The organism is Flavimobilis soli (genome assembly GCF_002564025.1).
Taxonomy (GTDB): domain Bacteria; phylum Actinomycetota; class Actinomycetes; order Actinomycetales; family Cellulomonadaceae; genus Flavimobilis; species Flavimobilis soli.
Map to the genome: position 1 here is coordinate 1,308,473 of NZ_PDJH01000001.1, position 19,547 is coordinate 1,328,019.

At 72.5% G+C, this 19,547-nt stretch carries 17 protein-coding genes; 1 reads left to right on the top strand and 16 read right to left on the bottom strand.

The features are described 5' to 3' along the window. Positions 1-76: 76 nt before the first annotated feature. The 13 genes from nuoK to ATL41_RS06030 all read right to left on the bottom strand — a co-directional run bounded on the left by nuoK (position 77) and on the right by ATL41_RS06030 (position 13,350). Complete coding sequence (gene nuoK, locus ATL41_RS05970) at positions 77-376, bottom strand: NADH-quinone oxidoreductase subunit NuoK (protein WP_098457658.1); 300 nt, start codon at positions 374-376, stop codon at positions 77-79. Then, positions 376-1,200 carry an NADH-quinone oxidoreductase subunit J gene (locus ATL41_RS05975; RefSeq protein WP_098457659.1) on the bottom strand — a complete coding sequence of 275 codons (825 nt, stop codon included), beginning with the start codon at positions 1,198-1,200 and terminating at the stop codon, positions 376-378. Before ATL41_RS05975 ends, nuoK begins: the two co-directional genes overlap by 1 nt. Next, positions 1,197-1,847, bottom strand: coding sequence for an NADH-quinone oxidoreductase subunit NuoI (gene nuoI, locus ATL41_RS05980; protein ID WP_181010233.1), 651 nt, complete (start codon positions 1,845-1,847; stop codon positions 1,197-1,199). Before nuoI ends, ATL41_RS05975 begins: the two co-directional genes overlap by 4 nt. Further along, entirely contained in the window at positions 1,840-3,225 is a 1,386-nt protein-coding gene (gene nuoH / locus ATL41_RS05985; protein ID WP_098457660.1) for an NADH-quinone oxidoreductase subunit NuoH, read from the bottom strand. The genes nuoI and nuoH overlap by 8 nt, the downstream gene beginning before the upstream one ends. After that, entirely contained in the window at positions 3,222-5,837 is a 2,616-nt protein-coding gene (locus ATL41_RS05990; RefSeq protein ID WP_098457661.1) for an NADH-quinone oxidoreductase subunit G, read from the bottom strand. Before ATL41_RS05990 ends, nuoH begins: the two co-directional genes overlap by 4 nt. Next, complete coding sequence (gene nuoF, locus ATL41_RS05995) at positions 5,834-7,171, bottom strand: NADH-quinone oxidoreductase subunit NuoF (protein WP_098457662.1); 1,338 nt, start codon at positions 7,169-7,171, stop codon at positions 5,834-5,836. The genes ATL41_RS05990 and nuoF overlap by 4 nt, the downstream gene beginning before the upstream one ends. After that, positions 7,168-8,001 (bottom strand): NADH-quinone oxidoreductase subunit NuoE, encoded by an 834-nt coding sequence (nuoE, locus tag ATL41_RS06000; RefSeq protein WP_098457663.1) that lies wholly within the window; start codon positions 7,999-8,001, stop codon positions 7,168-7,170. The genes nuoF and nuoE overlap by 4 nt, the downstream gene beginning before the upstream one ends. Next, positions 7,998-9,362, bottom strand: coding sequence for an NADH-quinone oxidoreductase subunit D (locus tag ATL41_RS06005; protein WP_098457664.1), 1,365 nt, complete (start codon positions 9,360-9,362; stop codon positions 7,998-8,000). The genes nuoE and ATL41_RS06005 overlap by 4 nt, the downstream gene beginning before the upstream one ends. Further along, entirely contained in the window at positions 9,359-10,147 is a 789-nt protein-coding gene (locus tag ATL41_RS06010; protein WP_219810363.1) for an NADH-quinone oxidoreductase subunit C, read from the bottom strand. The genes ATL41_RS06005 and ATL41_RS06010 overlap by 4 nt, the downstream gene beginning before the upstream one ends. Continuing rightward, positions 10,144-10,695 carry a NuoB/complex I 20 kDa subunit family protein gene (locus ATL41_RS06015; protein ID WP_098457665.1) on the bottom strand — a complete coding sequence of 184 codons (552 nt, stop codon included), beginning with the start codon at positions 10,693-10,695 and terminating at the stop codon, positions 10,144-10,146. Before ATL41_RS06015 ends, ATL41_RS06010 begins: the two co-directional genes overlap by 4 nt. Positions 10,696-10,762: 67 nt before the next feature. Beyond that, positions 10,763-11,125: an NADH-quinone oxidoreductase subunit A gene (locus ATL41_RS06020; protein ID WP_098457666.1), complete on the bottom strand. Its 363-nt coding sequence runs from the start codon at positions 11,123-11,125 to the stop codon at positions 10,763-10,765. Between the two features lie 43 nt (positions 11,126-11,168). Continuing rightward, positions 11,169-12,464 carry a geranylgeranyl reductase family protein gene (locus tag ATL41_RS06025; RefSeq protein ID WP_098457667.1) on the bottom strand — a complete coding sequence of 432 codons (1,296 nt, stop codon included), beginning with the start codon at positions 12,462-12,464 and terminating at the stop codon, positions 11,169-11,171. Positions 12,465-12,657: 193 nt separating this feature from the next. Continuing rightward, on the bottom strand, positions 12,658-13,350 hold the full coding sequence (locus tag ATL41_RS06030; protein ID WP_098457668.1) for a demethylmenaquinone methyltransferase: 693 nt from the start codon (positions 13,348-13,350) through the stop codon (positions 12,658-12,660). 82 nt (positions 13,351-13,432) lie between these two features. Here ATL41_RS06030 and ATL41_RS06035 point away from each other — a divergent pair, with 82 nt between their 5' ends. Beyond that, positions 13,433-14,731: an isochorismate synthase gene (locus tag ATL41_RS06035; protein ID WP_098457669.1), complete on the top strand. Its 1,299-nt coding sequence runs from the start codon at positions 13,433-13,435 to the stop codon at positions 14,729-14,731. Between the two features lie 272 nt (positions 14,732-15,003). On the opposite strand, the gene ATL41_RS06040 is transcribed toward ATL41_RS06035, so the two are convergent. The 3 genes from ATL41_RS06040 to ATL41_RS06050 all read right to left on the bottom strand — a co-directional run bounded on the left by ATL41_RS06040 (position 15,004) and on the right by ATL41_RS06050 (position 19,493). After that, entirely contained in the window at positions 15,004-16,605 is a 1,602-nt protein-coding gene (locus tag ATL41_RS06040) for a trypsin-like peptidase domain-containing protein (protein WP_098457670.1), read from the bottom strand. Positions 16,606-16,686: 81 nt separating this feature from the next. Further along, on the bottom strand, positions 16,687-18,528 hold the full coding sequence (gene menD / locus ATL41_RS06045) for a 2-succinyl-5-enolpyruvyl-6-hydroxy-3-cyclohexene-1-carboxylic-acid synthase (RefSeq protein ID WP_219810364.1): 1,842 nt from the start codon (positions 18,526-18,528) through the stop codon (positions 16,687-16,689). Next, complete coding sequence (locus ATL41_RS06050; protein WP_098457671.1) at positions 18,525-19,493, bottom strand: o-succinylbenzoate synthase; 969 nt, start codon at positions 19,491-19,493, stop codon at positions 18,525-18,527. Before ATL41_RS06050 ends, menD begins: the two co-directional genes overlap by 4 nt. Between the last annotated feature and the right edge of the window lie 54 nt (positions 19,494-19,547).

Here is a 19,547-nt window from a genome sequence, read left to right on the forward strand (position 1 = left end):
GCTGGCAGCCTGGGCAGAACCCGGGACGAAGTCGGTGGACTGCGCCGGGAACGGGAGCATGTTCAGCATCGTCGCCTCAGCCCTTCAGCAGGTTGACGTCGTCGACCGAGGACGACTTACGGGTGCGGAAGATCGCCACGATGATCGCGAGGCCGACGACGACCTCCGCGGCGGCGACGACCATCACGAAGAAGGCGACGACCTGGCCGGTGAGGTCACCGTGCATGCGCGCGAACGTCACGAACATCAGGTTGGTGGCGTTGAGCATGAGCTCGACACCCATGAACGCGATGATCGCGCTGCGCCGCGTGAGCACCGTGATCGCGCCGATCGCGAACAGCACCGCCGCGAGGTACAGATAGTTGGTGAGCTCCATCAGGCGTCCCCGTCCTGCTCTGCGCCGGGCTCGGCGCTCTCGTTCTCGCCCTGGGCGCCGGACGCGATCGCCGCAGGCAGGTCGCCCGAGTCGATGAGCGTCGTGACCTGGCTCGACAGGCCCTGCTCCTGACCGCGGATGCGCAGGACGCGCGAGACCGAGGCTTCGATCGGGTTGCCGTACGGGTCGAGCGCGGGGACGTCCATCGCGTTGTGCCGCGCGTAGACGCCCGGCGCCGGGAGGTTGACCAGGTGCTGGCCCGCCTTGACGCGGGCCTCGGCGCGCTCGGCCTGCCCGACCTTGCGGGTCAGGCGGCGACGGTGCGTGAGCACGAGCGCGGCGAGCGCAGCCGTGACGAGCAGCGCCGCCACGACCTCGATCGCGAACACGAAGTCGCTCATGAGGACGCGGGCGATGCCGACCGGGTTCGTCGCGCTGTTGGCACCCTCCAGGCCGGACGCCGGAGCGAACGTCGCGCGCGAGATCACCGTGACGAGCAGCGTGCCGAGGCCGATGCCCAGCAGTGCGCCGATCCAGCGCTGGCCGCGGATCGTCTCGACCGCCGACGTCGACGCGTCGACGCCGACGAGCATGAGCACGAAGAGGAACAGCATCATGACCGCGCCCGTGTAGACGACGATCTGCACGATGCCGAGGAACTCCGCCTCGTTCGCGAGGTAGAGGACCGCCAGGCCGATCATCACGAAGATCATCGACAGGGCCGCGTACACGGCCTTGCGGGCGAGCACGAGGCCGAGCGCCGCGATCACCATGAGGGGGCCGAGCACCCAGAAGAGCACTGCCTCCCCGGTCGACGTGGTCATCGTGCTCCTCCGTCCGTGGCGCCGTCGGCCGTCTTCGCGGTCTCGAGCGTCGGCTCGTCGGGACGGTGCTCGCGGACCCACGCGACCTGCGCCGCGGTGGGGGCCGTGACCTCGCCCCGGTAGTAGTTCGTGTCCTCCGTGCCCTCGACCATCGGGTGGGGACCGGCAAGCATGCCCTCGCGCAGCGGGGCGAGCAGGTCCTCCTTCTCGAAGATCATCCCGGCACGGGTCGGGCCCGCGATCTCGTACTCGTTCGTCATCGTCAGTGCGCGCGTCGGGCACGCCTCGATGCACAGGCCGCAGAAGATGCAGCGCAGGTAGTTGATCTGGTAGACGCGGCCGTAGCGCTCGCCGGGCGACACGTGCGCGCCGTCGGGCAAGTCGGCGTTGTCGGCACCCTCGACGTAGATCGCGTCCGCAGGGCAGGCCCACGCGCACAGCTCGCAGCCGATGCACTTCTCGAGCCCGTCCGCGTACCGGTTGAGCTGGTGGCGGCCGTGGAAGCGCGGCTTCGTGGGGACCTTCTCGAACGGGTACTGCTCGGTCACGGTGGGCCGGAACAGGTTCGAGAACGTCACGCCGAAGCCCGCGACCGGGGCGAGCAGCTCGCCCAGCGGGCCCTTGGGCTTGGGGCTGAGATCACTCACCGGGGTCTCCCTCCGTCGTCGTGCTGGTATCGGCAGCGGGCGCAGCCTCGATAACCGTCGTCGCAGCCGCGGTCGCGGCCGCAGCCCGGCGGGCGGCGCGCGGCGACGGAGGCAGCTTCTGGCCGGGTAGCGGCGGGACCGGGAAGCCGTCGGCGAACGCGTCGAACGGCTCAGGGTCCGCAACCGGCTCGGGCGCCGGCTTCTTCTCCGGGATGGCGAAGCCGAGCACGAGCGCGACCACCGCGACGCCGAGGAAGAAGTAGATGAAGGTGCGGTTCGAGATCGACGAGAACTGCGAGAAGCCCTGGTAGATCGCGACGAGCGACGTCCACGCGAGCGCGACCGGGATGAGGACCTTCCAGCCGAACTTCATGAACTGGTCGTAGCGGAATCGCAGCAGCGTGCCGCGCACCCACACGAAGACGAACATGAACAGCCAGACCTTGACGATGAACCACAGCACCGGCCACCAGCCGGTGTTGAACATGCCGTCGTTGATCTCCGTGAGCGGCCACGGCGCCTGCCACCCGCCGAAGAACAGCGTCGTCGCGACGGCGGAGACGTTGAGCATGTTGATGTACTCCGCGAGGAAGAACCACGCGAACTTCATCGACGAGTACTCGGTCATGTAGCCGGACACGAGCTCGCCCTCGGCCTCGGGGAGGTCGAACGGGAGCCGGTTCGTCTCACCGATCATCGAGATGACGTAGAGGATGAACGACGGCAGCAGCGGCAGCGCATACCAGATGCGCTCCTGGTTGGTGACGATCTGCGACGTCGACATCGTGCCGGCGAGCAGGAACACCGAGGAGAGCGCGAGGCCCATCGCGAGCTCGTACGAGATGACCTGGGCCGTGGACCGGACGCCGCCGAGGAGCGGGTACGTCGAGCCGGACGACCAGCCACCGAGGACGATGCCGTACACGCCGATCGCGGCGACCGCGAGGATGTAGAGCACCGCGACCGGGAAGTCGGTCAGCTGCGCGGGCGTCCAGAAGTCGGTGAACGGGATCCGCACCTCAGGGCCGAACGGGATGACCGCGTAGACCATGAGCGAGCAGAACACCGAGATCATCGGCGCGATGAGGTAGACGATCTTGTCCGCGGCGCGGACCGTGATGTCCTCCTTCATGAGGAGCTTCATCGCGTCGGCGAGCGCCTGGAACAGACCGAACGGGCCGTGCACGTTCGGCCCGGGGCGCACCTGCATGCGGCCCACGAGGCGCCGCTCGAACCACAGCGCCATGAGGACGCTGAGCAGCAGGAAGACGATGATGAGCACCGCCTTGACGAGGTACACCCACGGGTTGTCGTTGCTGAAGTCCGCGGCGATCCCCGGGACACCGGGGGTGGCCGTCGGCAGCAGGAGCGCGCTCATCGTGCCTCCACGTCGTCGTGCTGAGGTTCGTCCGCGCCGCCGGCCGCGGGCACCGCGGCGATCGCGACGAGGCTGCCGGAGTCGGCGCCGAGCGCGTCGCGCACGGCGCTCGTGCCGGAGCGGGTGGGCAGCCAGACCACGTGGTCCGGCATGTCTGTCAGGACGACCGGCAGCTCGATCGCGCCGCGGTCGGTCGAGACGCGCACGAGCGCACCCTCGGCGACGCCCGCAGCCGCGGCGGTCGCCGCGGAGAGGCGTGCGACGGCGCGGCGTGCGGTGCCCGCGAGGTACGGCTCGCCGTCCTGCCCGCGACCCGAGTCAAGCTGCAGGCGCCACGTCGACAGGACCGCGGTGCCGGGCGCGACCGCGGGCGGCTCGGCCGTCTCGGCGGCCGGGGCCTCGACGCGGGTGCCGTCCCAGAGGCCGAGCGTGTCGATCTCCTTGCGGACCTGCTCGCCGGTCGCGAGCCCGAGGTCGACGCCCATCTCGCGGGCGAGCGAGTCGAGCACGCGGTGGTCGGGCATGAAGTGGGAGTCGAGCGCCTGGCGGAACACCCGCACGCGTCCCTCCCAGTTCCAGAACGCGCCGGCCTTCTCCTGCGGCGGAGCCACAGGGAGGACGACGTCGGCGAGCTCGGTGACCTCGCTCGCGCGGACCTCGAGGGAGACGACGACGTCCGCCGCCGCGAGCGCGTCGCGCGCGGCCTGCGGGTCGGGCAGGTCGGCGAGCTCGACACCACCGACGACCGCGCCCTTGAGGGTGCCGTCGGCGAGGGCCGCGACGATCTGCTCGGCGTTGCGGCCGGGCGTCTCCGGGAGCTGTGCGACGCCCCAGTGGGCGGCCATGTCGACCCGTGCCGCGGCGTCGGTCACCGGGCGGCCGCCCGGCAGGAGGCTCGGCAGGGTGCCGAGCTCGACGCCCGCACGCTCGCCGATGCGGCGCGGGATCCACGCGAGCCGCGCGCCCGTCGCGGCGGACAGCCGCAGGGCTGCGGACAGCGCGCCCGGGACGGTCGCGAGACGCTCGCCCACGAGGACGATCGCGCCCTCGGTGCGCACGGCCTGCGACGCCGCGACGATCGCCGCGTCCGTGTCGGACGGGACGCCGTCGGCGAGAGCCGCGAGGATCTCGCCCTCGGTGCCGGGCGCGGCCTTGACGAGGCTGCCGTCGAGGCGCTCGACGCCGCGCGTCGCGAACGGCGCGACCGCGTGCACCTGGGTGCGGCCCGCCTGCGTGCCCTTGCGCAGCCGCAGGAAGACGATGCCGCCCTCCTCCTCGGGCTCGAGCCCGACGAGCAGTACCGCCGGCGCCTTCTCGAGGTCGCCGAGCGTCACGTCGATGCCGCGACCGGCGACCGCGTGGGCGAGGAAGCTCTCCTCCTCGTCCGAGGCGGGGCGGGCGCGGTGGTCGACGTCGTTCGTGCCGAGGGCGACGCGCGCGAGCTTGCCGTACGCGTACGCGTCCTCGATCGTCAGGCGGCCGCCGGGCAGGACGCCGACGCCGCCGGCGTCACGCGCCGCCGCGAGGGCCTTGCCCGCGACCTCGAACGCCTCGACCCACGACGCGGGACGCAGCTCCCCGCGCGAGCCGTCCTCGCGGCGGTCGCGCACGAGCGGGGTGGTCAGGCGGTCGGGAGCGGTCTGCCAGCGGAACGCGAAGCGGTCCTTGTCGCTGATCCACTCCTCGTTGACGACCGGGTCGTCCGCCGCGAGGCGCCGCATGACGGTGCCGCGGCGGTGGTCGATGCGGATGGCCGACCCGTTCGCGTCGTGCTCGGCGACCGACTCGGTCGAGACCAGGTCGAACGGGCGCGAGCGGAAGCGGTAGGCCGCGCTCGTGAGGGCGCCGACGGGGCAGATCTGCACCGTGTTGCCCGACCAGTACGACGCGAAGGGGCGACCGGACTCGTCCTCGTGGGCCGCGCCCACGGTCGGGCCGCCCTCGGCGGTGTCGGCCGGCTCGAAACCGAGGATGTTCTCGTCGAACGTGCCGATCTGCTGGCGCGCGCCGCGCTTCTGCAGGTCGATGAACGCGTCGCCCGCGATCTCGCGGGTGAAGCGCGTGCAGCGCTGGCACAGGATGCAGCGCTCCCGGTCGAGCAGGATCTGCGTCGAGATCTTGATCGGCTTCGGGAAGGTGCGCTTGACGTCGATGAAGCGGCTCGTGGGGCGGCCGTTGCTCATCGCCTGGTTCTGCAGGGGGCACTCGCCACCCTTGTCGCAGGTCGGGCAGTCGAGCGGGTGGTTGATGAGCAGGAGCTCCATCACGCCGTGCTGAGCCTTGTCGGCGACGGGCGACGAGTGCTGCGTCCCGACGACCATGCCGGGGGCGACCTCCATCGCGCACGACGGCTGCGGCTTCGGCATCGGGCGGACGTTGCCCTCGCGGTCCGGCATCGCGACGTCGACGAGGCACTGGCGGCACGCGCCGACCGGCTTGAGCAGCGGGTGGTCGCAGAAGCGCGGGATCGCGATCCCGATCTCCTCCGCGGCACGGATGATGAGCGTGCCCTTGGGCACGGACGTCTCGACGCCGTCGATCGTCAGCGTGACGAGGTTCGGGTCGACCGGCACGGCGTCGGTGCCTGCGGTCTTGTCCGTCGTGGTGGTCATGCGTGCACCGCCCCTGCTGCGGCGCCGGAACGGCGCGGGGTGTAGTCGAACAGCGCGGAGCGCTGCGGCGGGAACAGCTCGCTCGCGGGCGACGTCATGCCTGCCTCGAACTCCTCACGGAAGTACTGGATGGCCGAGGTGACGCACGACGTCGCGCCGTCACCGAGCGCGCAGAACGCGCGGCCGAGGATGTTGTCGCACAGGTCGAGCAGCGTCTCGATGTCGCCCTGCTGACCCTTGCCGTCGACGAGGCGCTGCAGGATCTGCTTGAGCCAGTAGGTGCCTTCGCGGCAGGGCGTGCACTTGCCGCACGACTCGTGCGCGTAGAAGTCGATCCAGCGGGACACGGCCCGCACGACCGACGTCGTCTCGTCGAAGATCTGCAGGGCTCGCGTGCCGAGCATCGATCCGGCCGCACCGACCGACTCGTAGTCGAGCGGCACGTCGAGGTGCTCTGCCGTGAAGATCGGCGTGGACGAGCCGCCCGGGGTCCAGAACTTCAGCTCGTGGCCCTTGCGGACGCCGCCCGCCATCTCGAGGAGCTCGCGCAGCGTGATGCCGAGCGGAGCCTCGTACTGGCCGGGACGCTCGACGTGGCCCGAGAGCGAGAAGATGCCGTGCCCGGCGGAGCGCTCGGTGCCCATCGTGCGGAACCAGTCGGAGCCGCCCTTGACGATCGCGGGCACGGACGCGACGGACTCGACGTTGTTGACGACGGTCGGGCGCGCGTACAGGCCGGCGACGGCGGGGAACGGCGGCTTGAGGCGCGGCTGGCCGCGGCGCCCCTCGAGGGAGTCGAGGAGCGCGGTCTCCTCGCCGCAGATGTAGGCGCCGGCGCCCGCGTGCACGGTGACGTCGAGGTCGTAGCCGGAGCCGTGGATGTTCTTGCCGAGGTGGCCCGCGGCGTACGCGTCGGCGACCGCCTTGAGCAGGCGGCGGTAGACGTGCACCACCTCCCCGCGCACGTAGATGAACGCGTGGTGGCAGCCGATCGCGAAGCTCGTGATCGCGACGCCCTCGACGAGGACGTGCGGGTTGGCGAGCATGAGCGGGATGTCCTTGCAGGTGCCCGGCTCGGACTCGTCGGCGTTGACGACGAGGTAGCGCGGACCGCCGTCAGGAGCGGGCAGGAAGCCCCACTTCATGCCGGTCGGGAAGCCTGCGCCGCCTCGTCCGCGCAGGCCCGAGTCCTTGACGAGCTGCACGAGCTCGGCGGGGTCGGTCGTGAGGGCCTTGCGGAGCGCCTCGTAGCCGCCGGAGCGGGTGTAGGAGTCGATCTGCCAGGGCTTGTCGTCGCCCCAGGTCGCCGTGAGGACGGGGGTGAGCGTGGTCATCGCTTCTCCTCGGGCTCGGACTCGGGTCCGCCGGGGGTGACGTCACCCTCGGTGGTCGGCTTGCGCTCGGCGGACGACTGCTCGCCCCCGGTCTGCGGCGCGGGCTCCGCGGGTGCGGCGCCCTGCGTCGTCGTGCCCGCCTCGGCAGCGGCGCGCTCGGCCGCGTCGAAGGACGGTGCGGACCAGCCCTGCTCGCGCGCGACCTCGAGGCCGGCGAGGCTCGCCGGGCCAGCGGCGGGGCCCTCGTCGGCGTGCTCGTCGAGGAAGCCCGCGAGGGTGCGGGAGACGGCCTTGAACGGCTGGACGACGTCGGGGCCGCGCGTGGGCTTCACGTCCTCGCCGGCGAGGATCGCGTCCACGACGGCGGCTGCCGACTCGGGCGTCTGGTTGTCGAAGAACTCCCAGTTGATCATCATCACGGGCGCGTAGTCGCAGGCTGCGTTGCACTCGACGCGCTCGAGCGTGATCTTGCCGTCGACGGTCGTCTCGTCGTGCCCGACGCCGAGGCGCTCGCTCAGCCGCTCGAAGATCTCGTCGCCGCCCATGATCGCGCACAGCGTGTTGGTGCAGACGCCGACCGTGTACTCGCCGTTGGGGCGGCGCTTGTACTGCGTGTAGAACGTCGCGACCGCCGAGACGGACGCCGTCGTCAGGCCGAGGGTCTCGGCGCAGAACTCGATGCCGTGCCGCGACACGTAGCCGTCCTGCGACTGCACCAGGTGGAGCAGCGGCAGGAGCGCCGAGCGCGCCTGCGGGTAGCGGGCGACGATCTGCGCGGCGTCCTCGTCGAGGCGCGCCCGCACGTCGGGTGCGTATCCGGTCTGGATCATCGGTCCACTCCTCCGAGCACCGGGTCGATCGAGGCGACGGCGACGACGACGTCGGCGAGCTGGCCGCCCTCGCACATCATCGAGACGGCCTGCAGGTTGTTGAACGACGGGTCACGGAAGTGCGCGCGGTAGGGGCGCGTGCCGCCGTCGGACACGAGGTGCACGCCGAGCTCGCCGCGGGGCGCCTCGACGGACTGCCACACCTGGCCGGCCGGGACCCGGAACCCTTCCGTGACGATCTTGAAGTGGTGGATCAGGGACTCCATCGAGGTGCCCATGATCTCCTTGATGTGGTCGAGCGAGTTGCCCTGGCCGTCCCCGAGGACCGCGAGCTGGCCGGGCCAGGCGATCTTCTTGTCGGCGACCATGACCGGGCCGGGCCCGAGCTTCTCGAGGCGCTCGAGCGCCTGCTCGACGATCTTGAGAGACTCGTAGCACTCCTTGAAGCGCAGGTCGACGCGGTCATAGGCGTCGGCGCCCGTGCTGGTGGGCACCTCGAAGTCGTACGTCTCGTAGCCGCAGTACGGCTTCGCCTTGCGCACGTCGTACGGCAGGCCGGTCGAGCGGAGCACGGGGCCGGTCATGCCGAGGCCCATGCACGCCGCGAGGTTGAGGTGACCGACGCCGACGAGGCGGCCCTTGAAGATGGGGTTCGCCATCATCAGGTCGCTCAGCTGGCCGAGGTACTTCGCGACCTTCTTGTTTGCCGTGCGGATCTCGGGGATGACGCCCGGGGGAAGGTCGAGCGGCACGCCGCCGGGGCGCACGAACCCGTGGTTCATGCGCAGGCCCGTGATCGCCTCGAAGACCCGGAGGATCTCCTCGCGCGCCGTGAACGCGGTCGTCATGATCGTCGTCGCGCCCATCTCGTTGCCGCCGGTGCCGAGGCAGATGAGGTGGGACGAGATGCGGTTGAGCTCCATGAGGAGGACGCGGATGATCGTCGCGCGCTCGGGGATCTCGTCCGTGATGCCGAGGAGCTTCTCGACACCGAGGCAGAACGCGACCTCCTGGAAGAACGGCGCCAGGTAGTCCATGCGCGTGCAGTACGTCACGCCCTGGGTCCAGGTGCGGTACTCCATGTTCTTCTCGATGCCGGTGTGCAGGTAGCCGATGCCCGCGCGGGCCTCGGTGACCGTCTCACCGTCGATCTCGAGCATGAGGCGCAGCACGCCGTGCGTCGACGGGTGCTGGGGACCCATGTTGACGACGATGCGCTCCTCGCCGAGGCGGACGGCCTCCTCGGCGATGTCGGACCAGTCGCCGTCGCCGTACGCCTCGAAGGAGGGGATGTCGCCGTCGGTCCCGGGCGCACCTGCGTCGCGGGTCGCGTACGGGGCCGCAGAGGGTGCGGTGCTCATGAGTAGGACCTCCTCGTGTCCGGCGACGGGATGGTGGCGCCCTTGTACTCGACCTCGATGCCGCCGAGCGGGTAGTCCTTGCGCTGCGGGTGGCCGGGCCAGTCGTCGGGCATCTCGATGCGGGCGAGCGACGGGTGGCCGTCGAAGATGATCCCGAAGAAGTCCCACGTCTCGCGCTCGTGCCAGTCGTTCGCCGGGTACACGGAGACGGTCGACGGGATGTGCGGGTCGGCGTCGGGTGCCGCGACCTCGAGGCGCAGCGAGCGCGAGTGCGTCACCGACGTCAGGTGGTAGACGGCGCGCAGCTCGCGGCCCGTGGCCTGCGGGTAGTGCACGCCTGAGACGCCGAGGCTGAGCTCGAAGCGCAGGTCCTGGTCGTCGCGCAGCGCCTGGCAGACGGTGACGATGTGCTCGCGGTTGATCTCGAGCGTGAGCTCGTCGCGGTCGACGACGACGGCGGCGAGGGCCTTGGCCGCGAGGCCCGGCTCCTTCTCCTCGAGCACCTCGAGGAGCACGTCGACGACCTCGTCGAACCAGCCGCCGTAGGGGCGGGCGCTCGAGCCGGGCATCGCGACCGGGCGGACGAGGCCGCCGAAGCCGGACGTGTCGCCCGAGCCGTGGATGCCGAACAGGCCGCGGCGCTCCTCGACCACGTCGGCGCCGCGCAGGGTGCCCGGCTGGAGCGGGACCTTCACGTCGCCACCCGGGGTCACGTCCCCGGGCGTGAGGTCGGAGCGCGTCACGTCGTCGCTCATGCCCTTGTCGGAGCGGGTCTCGTCGCTCATCGCAGCAGGCCCTTCATCTGGTGCGTGGGGGTCGCCTCGAGCGCGGCCGCCTCGACGGCCTTGACGATGTCCCGGCGGTGCTTGAACAGCGGCTCGCCCTGGATCTGCTTGTGCAGCTCGAGGATCGCGTTGATCAGCATCTCCGGCCGCGGGGGGCAGCCGGGGAGGTAGATGTCGACCGGGACGACGTGGTCGACGCCCTGGACGATCGCGTAGTTGTTGAACATGCCGCCCGAGGACGCGCACACGCCCATCGAGAGGACCCACTTGGGCTCGGGCATCTGGTCGTAGACCTGCCGCACGACGGGGGCCATCTTCTGGGAGACGCGGCCGGCGACGATCATGAGGTCGGCCTGGCGCGGCGATGCGCGGAAGACCTCCATGCCGAAGCGCGACAGGTCGAAGCGCGAGGTGCCGGCGGCCATCATCTCGATCGCGCAGCACGCGAGGCCGAACGTCACGGGCCACAGCGAGGCCTTGCGCGACCAGCCGGCGAACTCCTCGACGGTCGTCAGCAGGAACCCGGAGGGCGCTGTCTCCTTGCTCATCGTTCTCTCCTCACACGTCCACGTGCGCCGTCACGGCGGCCTGTCCTGGGTCGTCCTGCCACGTCCGTCAGTCCCACTCGAACCCGCCGCGGCGCCACTCGTAGATGAACGGCACGGTGATCATGACGAGGAACGACAGGATCGCCACGAGGCCGAACACCGCGAGCGTCGAGAAGTCGACGGCCCACGGGTAGAGGAAGACGACCTCGATGTCGAAGATGATGAACGTCATCGCGACCAGGTAGTACTTGATCGGGAACCGGCCGCCGCCGACGGCGTGCGGGGTCGGCTCGATGCCGCACTCGTACGCGTCGAGCTTCGCGCGGTTGTACCGCTTGGGGCCGATGAGCGCCGACGCGGCGACACCGCCGATGGTCAGCACGAGCGCGATCCCCATGAGGAACAGCAGGGGGACGTACGGGTTGGTCATCGCGTGCCTCCGGAGGGAGCGGACGTCGTTGTCGGGGTGGCGTTCATGCTGCCGGGACGATCTTCGTGAGGCCGGAGATGACCCGGTCGACCAGGTCTCCTCCGCGCGGCTCGTAGCAGTCCGACAGGAGCTTGACGGTGAACTTCATGAGCAGCGGCCGCGGGAGGCCGTAGCGGGTGCACAGGCGCATGATCTGCGGGTGCTCGATGATCTTCACGAAGTACTTGCCGAGCGTGTAGTAGCCGCCGAGGTCCTGGCGCATGATCTCGGGGTACCGGCGCAGGGCGGCCTCGCGCGACGACGCCGTCGTGCGGGCGCGGGACTGGGCGATCGTGTCGGCAGCGACGCGGGCCGCCTGCATCGCGTAGGCGATGCCCTCGCCGTTGAACGGCGAGACCATGCCCCCGGCGTCGCCGACGAGCATGAGGCCGCGGTCGTAGAGCGGCTTGCGGTTGAAGGCCATGGGGAGAGCCGCGCCGCGGACCTTGCCGCGCTGGTTCTCCTCGGTGAAGCCCCACTCCTCGGGGACGTTGCGCATCCACGTGGCGAAGAGCTGCTTGTAGTCGATCTTGGTCGCGGCGGCGCTCGAGGAGACGGAGCCGAGGCCGACGTTCACGGTGCCGTCGCCGAGGGCGAAGATCCAGCCGTAGCCCGGGAGCAGCGCGGACTCGTTCGGCTTGCCCTCCCACAGCTCGAGGTGCGACTCCATCCAGGAGTCGTCGTGCCGCGGGGACTCGAAGTAGGTGCGGACGGCGACGCCCATGGGGCGGTCGTTGCGCTTCTCGATGCCGAGCGCGGTCGCGAGGCGTGCGGAGACGCCGTCGGCGGCGACGACGACGGGGGCCCGGAACGTCTGCTCCTCGCCAGCACGGCGACCCTGCTCGTCGACGGGCCGGGCGGTCACGCCGACGACGCGGCCCGTGCGCTCGTCGAGCACGGGGCCGGTGACGTTCATGCCCTCGAGGATCTTGGCGCCCGTGGCGCGGGCGTGCTCCGCGAGGATCTGGTCGAACGACGTGCGCGCGCGGGCCATGCCGTAGGACGGGTAGGAGGCGAGCTCGGGCCAGGGAAGCTCGAGGCGGTGGCCGCCGCCGATGACGCGCAGGCCCTGGTTGCGGATCCAGCCGTCCTTCTCGCGGATGGGCACGCCCATCGTGACGAGCTCGGAGACCGCGCGCGGGGTCAGGCCGTCGCCGCAGATCTTGTCGCGGGGGAAGCGGGCCTTCTCGAGGACGATGACGGAGAGGCCGGCCTGAGCGCAGTAGTGGGCGGCGGTGGCCCCGGCGGGACCTGCACCGACGACGATGACGTCCGCGTCGTCGTCACGCCTGTTCACCATTGCTGCGCACCCTCGTCTTCGTGGGACCTAGAACCTTGTGAATGCTCTCACAAGCGACCTGCATCACTGTATCCCGGCCCCATGGCCATGTCTGCCAAGGTAAGCCTCACCGCGTCAGCAAACAGTGGGACCTAGGACCCGCGACGCACGGCCGGAGCCGGGTATATCCGTTCTGCACCCCAGCCTCTACCCCTCAGGGGCGAAATGCACGGTGCAGTGCGGCGATTCCTCCCGTGAGGTTCCGGTAGGACACCGAGCGCCACCCGGCCTCCTGCATGAGCGCCGCGAGGCCACGCTGGTCCGGCCACTCGCGGATCGACTCGGCGAGGTACTCGTACGAGCCGCCGTCCTTCGTCACGGCCGCCGCGATCTTCGGCAGCGCCCGCATGAGGTACTCCTCGTAGACCGTGCGGAACGGCTTCCACGTGGGCGACGAGAACTCGCACACGACGATGCGCCCGCCGGGGCGCACGACGCGGAGCATCTCGCGGAGCGCACCGACCGTGTCGACGACGTTGCGCAGGCCGAAGGAGATCGTCACCGCGTCGAAGCTCTCGTCCGCGAAGGGCAGCTTCGTCGCGTCCCCGGCGGTGAAGGAGAGGTCGGGGCGGCGCTTCTTGCCGACCTGCAGCATCCCGAGCGAGAAGTCGCACGGCACGACCCGCACGCCCTCGTCGGCGAACGGCTCGCTCGACGTGCCGGTCCCCGCCGCGAGGTCGAGCACCCGCTCGCCGGGGAACGCGCCGACCGCCTCGGTCGTGGCGCGCCGCCAGGCGCGGTCCTGCCCGAGCGACAGGATGTCGTTCGTCAGGTCGTAGCGACGGGCGATCCCGTCGAACATCGAGGCGACCTCGTGGGGCTTCTTCTCCAGGCTTGCGCGCGACATGCTCCCACCCTAGGCGTTCGTGACCGCGACCACGTCGCGCCCGGCGCTGCGGCGGCCCCGCGCCACTTAGGCTGGAAGGACCATGACCCAGGCACCCCAGCGTCTCGTCGCGCGGACCACGCCGCTCGACCTGCCGGACGCGACCTCCGACCCCGCCACGCTCCTCGACCTCCTCCCGCGGCACGCGCCGCTGAGCTGGGTCCGGCGCGGCGACGGTCTCGTCGGCTGGGGCGAGGCCGCCCGCATCGAGGTCGCGAGCGCCGCGCAGCTCGACGAGGCGCACGCACGCTGGGCCGAGCAGCTCGGCCGCACGACGACGGACGACGCCGTCCGCGTCCCCGGCACCGGTCCCGTCGCGTTCGGCTCGTTCGCCTTCGACCCCACCTCCCCCGCGGGCGGCGTGCTCGTCGTGCCGTCCGTCGTCGTCGGGCGCCGCGGCGACGTCGCGTGGGTCACGACGATCTCGCCCGAGGGCGAGCAGCCCGCGACCCCGCCGACGCTCACCGAGCTGCTCGCGGCGGCCGCGGAGCCGGTCACCGCTCCCGGGACCGTCACGCTGTCCGACGGCTCGCTCACGCGCGAGGCGTGGTGCGACGTCGTCGCCCGGGCGGTCAAGGAGATCCACGCCGGGACGGTCGACAAGGTCGTCCTCGCGCGCGACGTGCACGCCCGCACCGAGGCTCCCGTCGACCCGCGCTGGCTGCTCGGCCGCCTCGCCGACGAGTACTCGACGTGCTGGACCTTCTCCGTCGACGGCCTCGTCGGCGCGACGCCCGAGCTCCTCGTGCGCTCCGAGCGCGGGCTCGTCATCTCCCGCGTGCTCGCGGGCACCGTGCGCCGCACGGGGCACGACGCCGACGACCTCGCCCGCGCTGCCCAGCTCTCCCACTCGTCGAAGGACCTCGAGGAGCACGAGTACGCGGTCGCGTCGGTCGCCCGCTCGCTCGAGCCGTTCTGTGCCTCGACGAACGTGCCTGAGACGCCGTTCGTGCTGCACCTGCCCAACGTGCTGCACCTCGCGACCGACGTCACGGGCGTCCTCGCCGACGGCGTCTCCTCGCTGACGCTCGCCGGCGCCCTGCACCCGACCGCCGCTGTGTGCGGCACGCCCACCGACGAGGCTCGCGAGCTCATCCGTCACATCGAGCAGCTCGACCGCGCGCGCTACGCGGGCCCGGTCGGCTGGGTCGGCGCCGACGGCGACGGCGAGTGGGGCATCGCGTTGCGCTCCGCCGAGATCGCGCCCGCGACCGGCGACGCCGGTTCCCACGACCTGCGGCTCTTCGCCGGCTGCGGGATCGTCGCCGCGTCCGTGCCGGCCGACGAGCTCGCCGAGACCGAGGCCAAGCTCGAGCCGATGCGGTACGCCCTCGGCGGCTGAGCCGTCCAGCGCCCCGCACGAACGAAGGCGCCCCGTCCTCGGACGGGGCGCCTTCGTCGTCTCCGCGGGCCGGGCCGCGCCCACGTAGGACGCGGCCCGGCCCCGGACAGCACGAAGGGCCGGGACCACCGGGGGGTGACGGTGCCGGCCCTTCGTCGAGGCGCTGGGCGCCTCCGGGTCGAGCGTGCAGCCAGGGGAAACCGCTGCTCGACCCACCTCGTTCGCGTCGACAGGGAACGAGCGAACGAGGAGATCAGATGTCTGGATCGATCTTAACGGCCGTTGCCGTAGAACCACTCCCAGAGCTGGTCAGGGGTCATCCCCTCGGGCGGGGTCTCACCGTCCCGCCCAGGTCCGGACGGCTGCTGGCTCTGCGCCTGCTCGGGCCGTGCGTCGAGCGTCGCGGTGACGTCCTTGGACGCGCCGTCGCGCACGATCGTGAGGGTGGCCTGGTCGCCGGCGACCCGCTCGCGCACCGCGGCGGTGAGGAACTCGTACCCGGAGACGGCCTCGCCGTCGATCGCGATGACGACGTCGTCCTTCTGGATGCCTGCCTTGTCCGCGGCAGACCCGGACGTGACCTCGCGGACGAGCGCGCCGCGGCGCGTGACGCCGTCGACGGTCGCCGTCGCGTCGGAGAGCGTCACGCCGAGGAAGGCGTGCTCCGCGACTCCGTTCGCGATGAGCTGGTCACCGACGGACTTCGCCTGGTTGGACGGGATCGCGAAGCCGAGGCCGATCGAGCCCGACTGCGAGCCCGACGAGAGCGTCGCGATCGACGACGTGATGCCGATGACGTGGCCGTTCGCGTCGAACAGCGGGCCACCCGAGTTGCCGGGGTTGATCGCGGCGTCGATCTGGATCGCGTTCGTCACGACGGGCGAGTCGCTGCTGCCCTCGCCCGCGGTCGTCACGGGCCGCGCGACGGCGGACACGATGCCGGTCGTCACGGTGTGCGCGAGGCCGAGCGGGTTGCCGACCGCCATGACGGCGTTGCCGACGACGACGGCCTCCGAGTCCGCGAAGGTCGCGGCGACGAGGTCGGCGGGCGGGTCGACGATCTTGATGACCCCGAGGTCCGTCGACGCGTCGAGGCCGACGATCTTCGCCTCGTAGAGCCGTCCGTCGGAGAGGGTGACGGTGACCTTGTCGTCGCGCGCGCCGGCGACGACGTGGTTGTTGGTGATGATGTGGCCGCTCGTGTCGTAGATGACGCCCGAGCCCTGGCTGCCGCCCGACGCCGTCTCGACGTCGATCGCCACGACCGTCGGGGCGACCGCCGCGGCGACCGACTCCCACGCGGCGGGCGTGACCGAGTCGACCGTCACCGGGCTGGTCTTGCCGAGCCCGTCGACCGTCGAGGTCGCGCTCGTGCGCGGCGCCGTGTCGTCGAGGAGCGACGTCGTCAGCGCGGCGGTGCCGCCGCCGACGAGGAGCGCGGTCACGGCGGCCGTCGAGACGACGGCGGGCCAGACGCGCTTGGGGCGGGCGGGCTTCTGGGGCGAGAAGGACGCGCCTGGAGCTGCCGGGCCGCCAGGTGCACCGGGACCGCCCGGCGCGGCGCCGGGACGACCGCCGCCGTAAGGCTGCTGCACCTGCGCATAGGCGTGGGGCGCGGACGGCGCGGAGGGGTGCGGGGCCGACTGCGCGTACGGCGCGCTGGCGGTCGCGGCGGGCAGCGCCTGCGTCGGTGCCACACCGCTCGGCGACGCGAACCGGGCGGTCTCCGCCGGCGGGGCGGGGACCTGTCCGGGGGTCGGGGGCTGCGGGGCCGGGGGGACAGGGCCGGCGCTCGGCGCCTCGGCGCGCTCGCCAGGGGTTCCGGGGCCGGGCTGGGGCGCTGCGGGGACGGGCTCGGTGATGTTGTCGTTCATGGTGACCTCCTCGGGTACGACCCATCTCAGCAGAGGCTCCTGGAGCGATCCTCGAACCTTCCTGAGAGTCTGCTGAAACTCTCAGTCGTCCGCGAACGCTGCCCGCACGGCCCGCCCGACGGCCGCGGCGGCGTCGCGCCGCCCCGCCCTGTCGACGACGACCTCGAGGACGCTCGTGCCCGCCGTCGGCGCCGCGAGCGCGGCGCGCACCTCCCCCACCGTCGTCGCGCGCACGTGGGGCACGCGGTAGGCGGCGCACAGCGCGCTCAGGTCGACGTCGTGCGGCGTCGAGAAGACCCGCTCGAACACCTCGGCCCGCCGGGCCGAGACCTCGGCGAGCTCACCGTGCTCGAGCCCCGCGAAGATCGAGCCGCCCGAGTCGTTGACGACGACGACCTGGAGGTCAGGGCGCGGTTCGAGCGGGGCGCCGAGGAGGCCACCGACGTCGTGCAGGAAGGTCACGTCGCCGAGGACCGCGCGCACCGTCCGACCGGAGACCCCGCTGCGCGCGAGCGCGACGCCCGTCGCGGTCGACACGAGACCGTCGATCCCGGCGAGGCCGCGGTTCGCGACGACGGCGGGGGGCTCGGTCCAGCGGTGCACGAGGTCGAGGTCGCGCACGGGGTTCGAGGAGCCGACGACAAGGACGTCGTCGGGTGTGAGCGCGTCGGCGAGCAGGCGCACGGCCTGCGGCGCCGACACGATCGCGTCGTCAGGCAGCGCCGCGAGCGCGGCGGCGTCGTCGACAGCGGTGGCTGCCGTGCGCCCCGCACGGACCCACCGGTCGAGCCACGCCCCGTCCCGAGCCCCCGGCTCGAGCCACGCGGCGGGCACGGCGGACAGCACGAGCGAGGCGTTGCGCGCCGCGTCGGGCCAGGGCCCGCCGTCCGGCGCGACGACGATCACCTCGACGTCGCGCGCGAGCAGCCGCTGCACGGGCCGCGAGAGCGTCGCGCGCCCGACGACGACGACGTGCTCGACGTCGTCGGTGAGACCCGCGTGCGCGAGAACCTGGTTGTGCACGTGCACGAGGGCAGGCCCCCCGACCGCGCCCGAGACGGGCTCGGCGAGCAGGGGCCAGCCGCGCGCCTCCGCGAGAGCGCGGGCGACGGGGCCTGCGCCGTCGCCCGCGACGACGACCGTCCGGCCGGTCGGCGCTGCGACGTCGAGCGTCGGGTCGACGTCGCACCGCGTCGCGGGGCGGACGTCGGGGACTGCCGGTGCGACGTGGCCGGCCGCGAGAGCGCCGTCGGTCAGGGCCTCGTGGCCCAGCGGCTCGCCCAGGTCCACGGGCGGCGCGAGCGGGTCGCGGTAGGCGACGTTGAGGTGCGCGGGCCCCGGTCGGCCGGACCGGCCGCCGCGAGCGGCGTCGACCGCCCGCGCGGTCGCGTGCGCGACGTCGCGCTCCTCGCCCGCGCGCCCGTCCGGGGCGGGCACGTCGACCGTCAGGCGTGCCGTCCCCTCGAGGATGGCGCGCTGGTCGGTCGTCTGGTTCGCGCCCGTGCCGCGCAGCTCGTGCGGCCGGTCGGCGGTGACGAGCAGGAGGGGCACGCCGCCGTGGTCCGCCTCGAGCGCCGCGGGGTGCAGGTTCGCGACCGCGGTGCCCGACGTCGTCACGACCGCGACGGGCGCGGGCGCGACGCGCGGCTCGCGCGGGTCGGCGGGCGCGTCGAGAGCGCGGCCGCGCGCGATGCCGAGAGCGAGGAAGGCCGCGTCCCGCTCGTCGATGCGCACGTGCAGCGTCAGCTCGCCGCGAGCGCTCGCGTCCGCGACCGCGTACGCGAGCGGCGCGGACCGGGAGCCCGGGGCGAGCACGACGTCGCGCACCCCGAGCCGCACGAGGGCCGCGACGAGGGCGCGTGCCGAGGCGAGGGACGGCGGCACGGCCGCCCGGCCCCCGGCGGCGCCCGCGACGCCGCTCACCAGGCCGCCCGCTCGTCGGCGGGGACGTCGAGGACGTCCGCGAGCCGGTCGAGCCGTGCCCGCCAGCGCTGCGCGACGTCGTCGGGCGCCTGGGTGCGCTCGAGCGCCGTCGGGCTCACGACCGGGCGGCGCACGGCGATGCTCCCGCCGACGGGCAGGAGCGGGCGGACGACCGTGTCGTCCGTGAAGAGGTGCGCGGTCGCGAGGCCGCACGCGTACGGCAGCTCCGGGAGCGCGGCCGCGAGCGCGATGCCCTGAGCGAGGCCGACCGAGGTCTCGAGCGCTGAGGACACGACGACGGGCAGACCGATGTCGGCCGCGAGGTCGAGGCACGCGCGCACGCCGCCGAGCGGCTGCACCTTGAGCACGACGACGTCGGCCGCGTCCTGGCGCTTGACCTCGTACGGGTCCTCGGCACGACGGATGGACTCGTCGGCCGCGACGGGGACCGACGTGCGGCGCCGCACCGCCGCGAGGTCCGCGACCGTGGGGCTCGGCTGCTCGACGTACTCGAGGCCGCCCGCGGCGCGGTCGAGCACGGTGAGACGTGCGACGGCGGTCTCGACGTCCCAGCCGCCGTTCGCGTCGATCCGGATGCGGCCGCCCGGGCCGAGCGCGTCGCGCACGGCCTCGAGGCGCTCGACCTCGTCGTCGACGCTCTGGCCGGGCTCGGCGACCTTGACCTTCGCGGTCGTGCATCCGCCCGACGCGAGGACGATCGCGCGGGCGCGCTCGCCGTCGACCGCGGGGACGGTGACGTTGACGGGGATGCGGTCGCGCACGTGCGGCGGGTTCGGCTGGGTCGCCGCCTCCCGGGCCGCGCGCAGCCACGCGGACGACTCGACGTCGTCGTAGTCCCAGAACGGCGACACCTCCGCCCACCCTGCGGGACCGTGGATCAGGACGCCGTCGCGCGCGTCGATGCGGCGGAAGCGCGTGCGCAGGGGGATCGAGTAGACGTGCACGTGCCCAGCGTAGAGGCCTGCGCTGCGCGCCCGCCGTCCGGTCGCGCCCAGCCC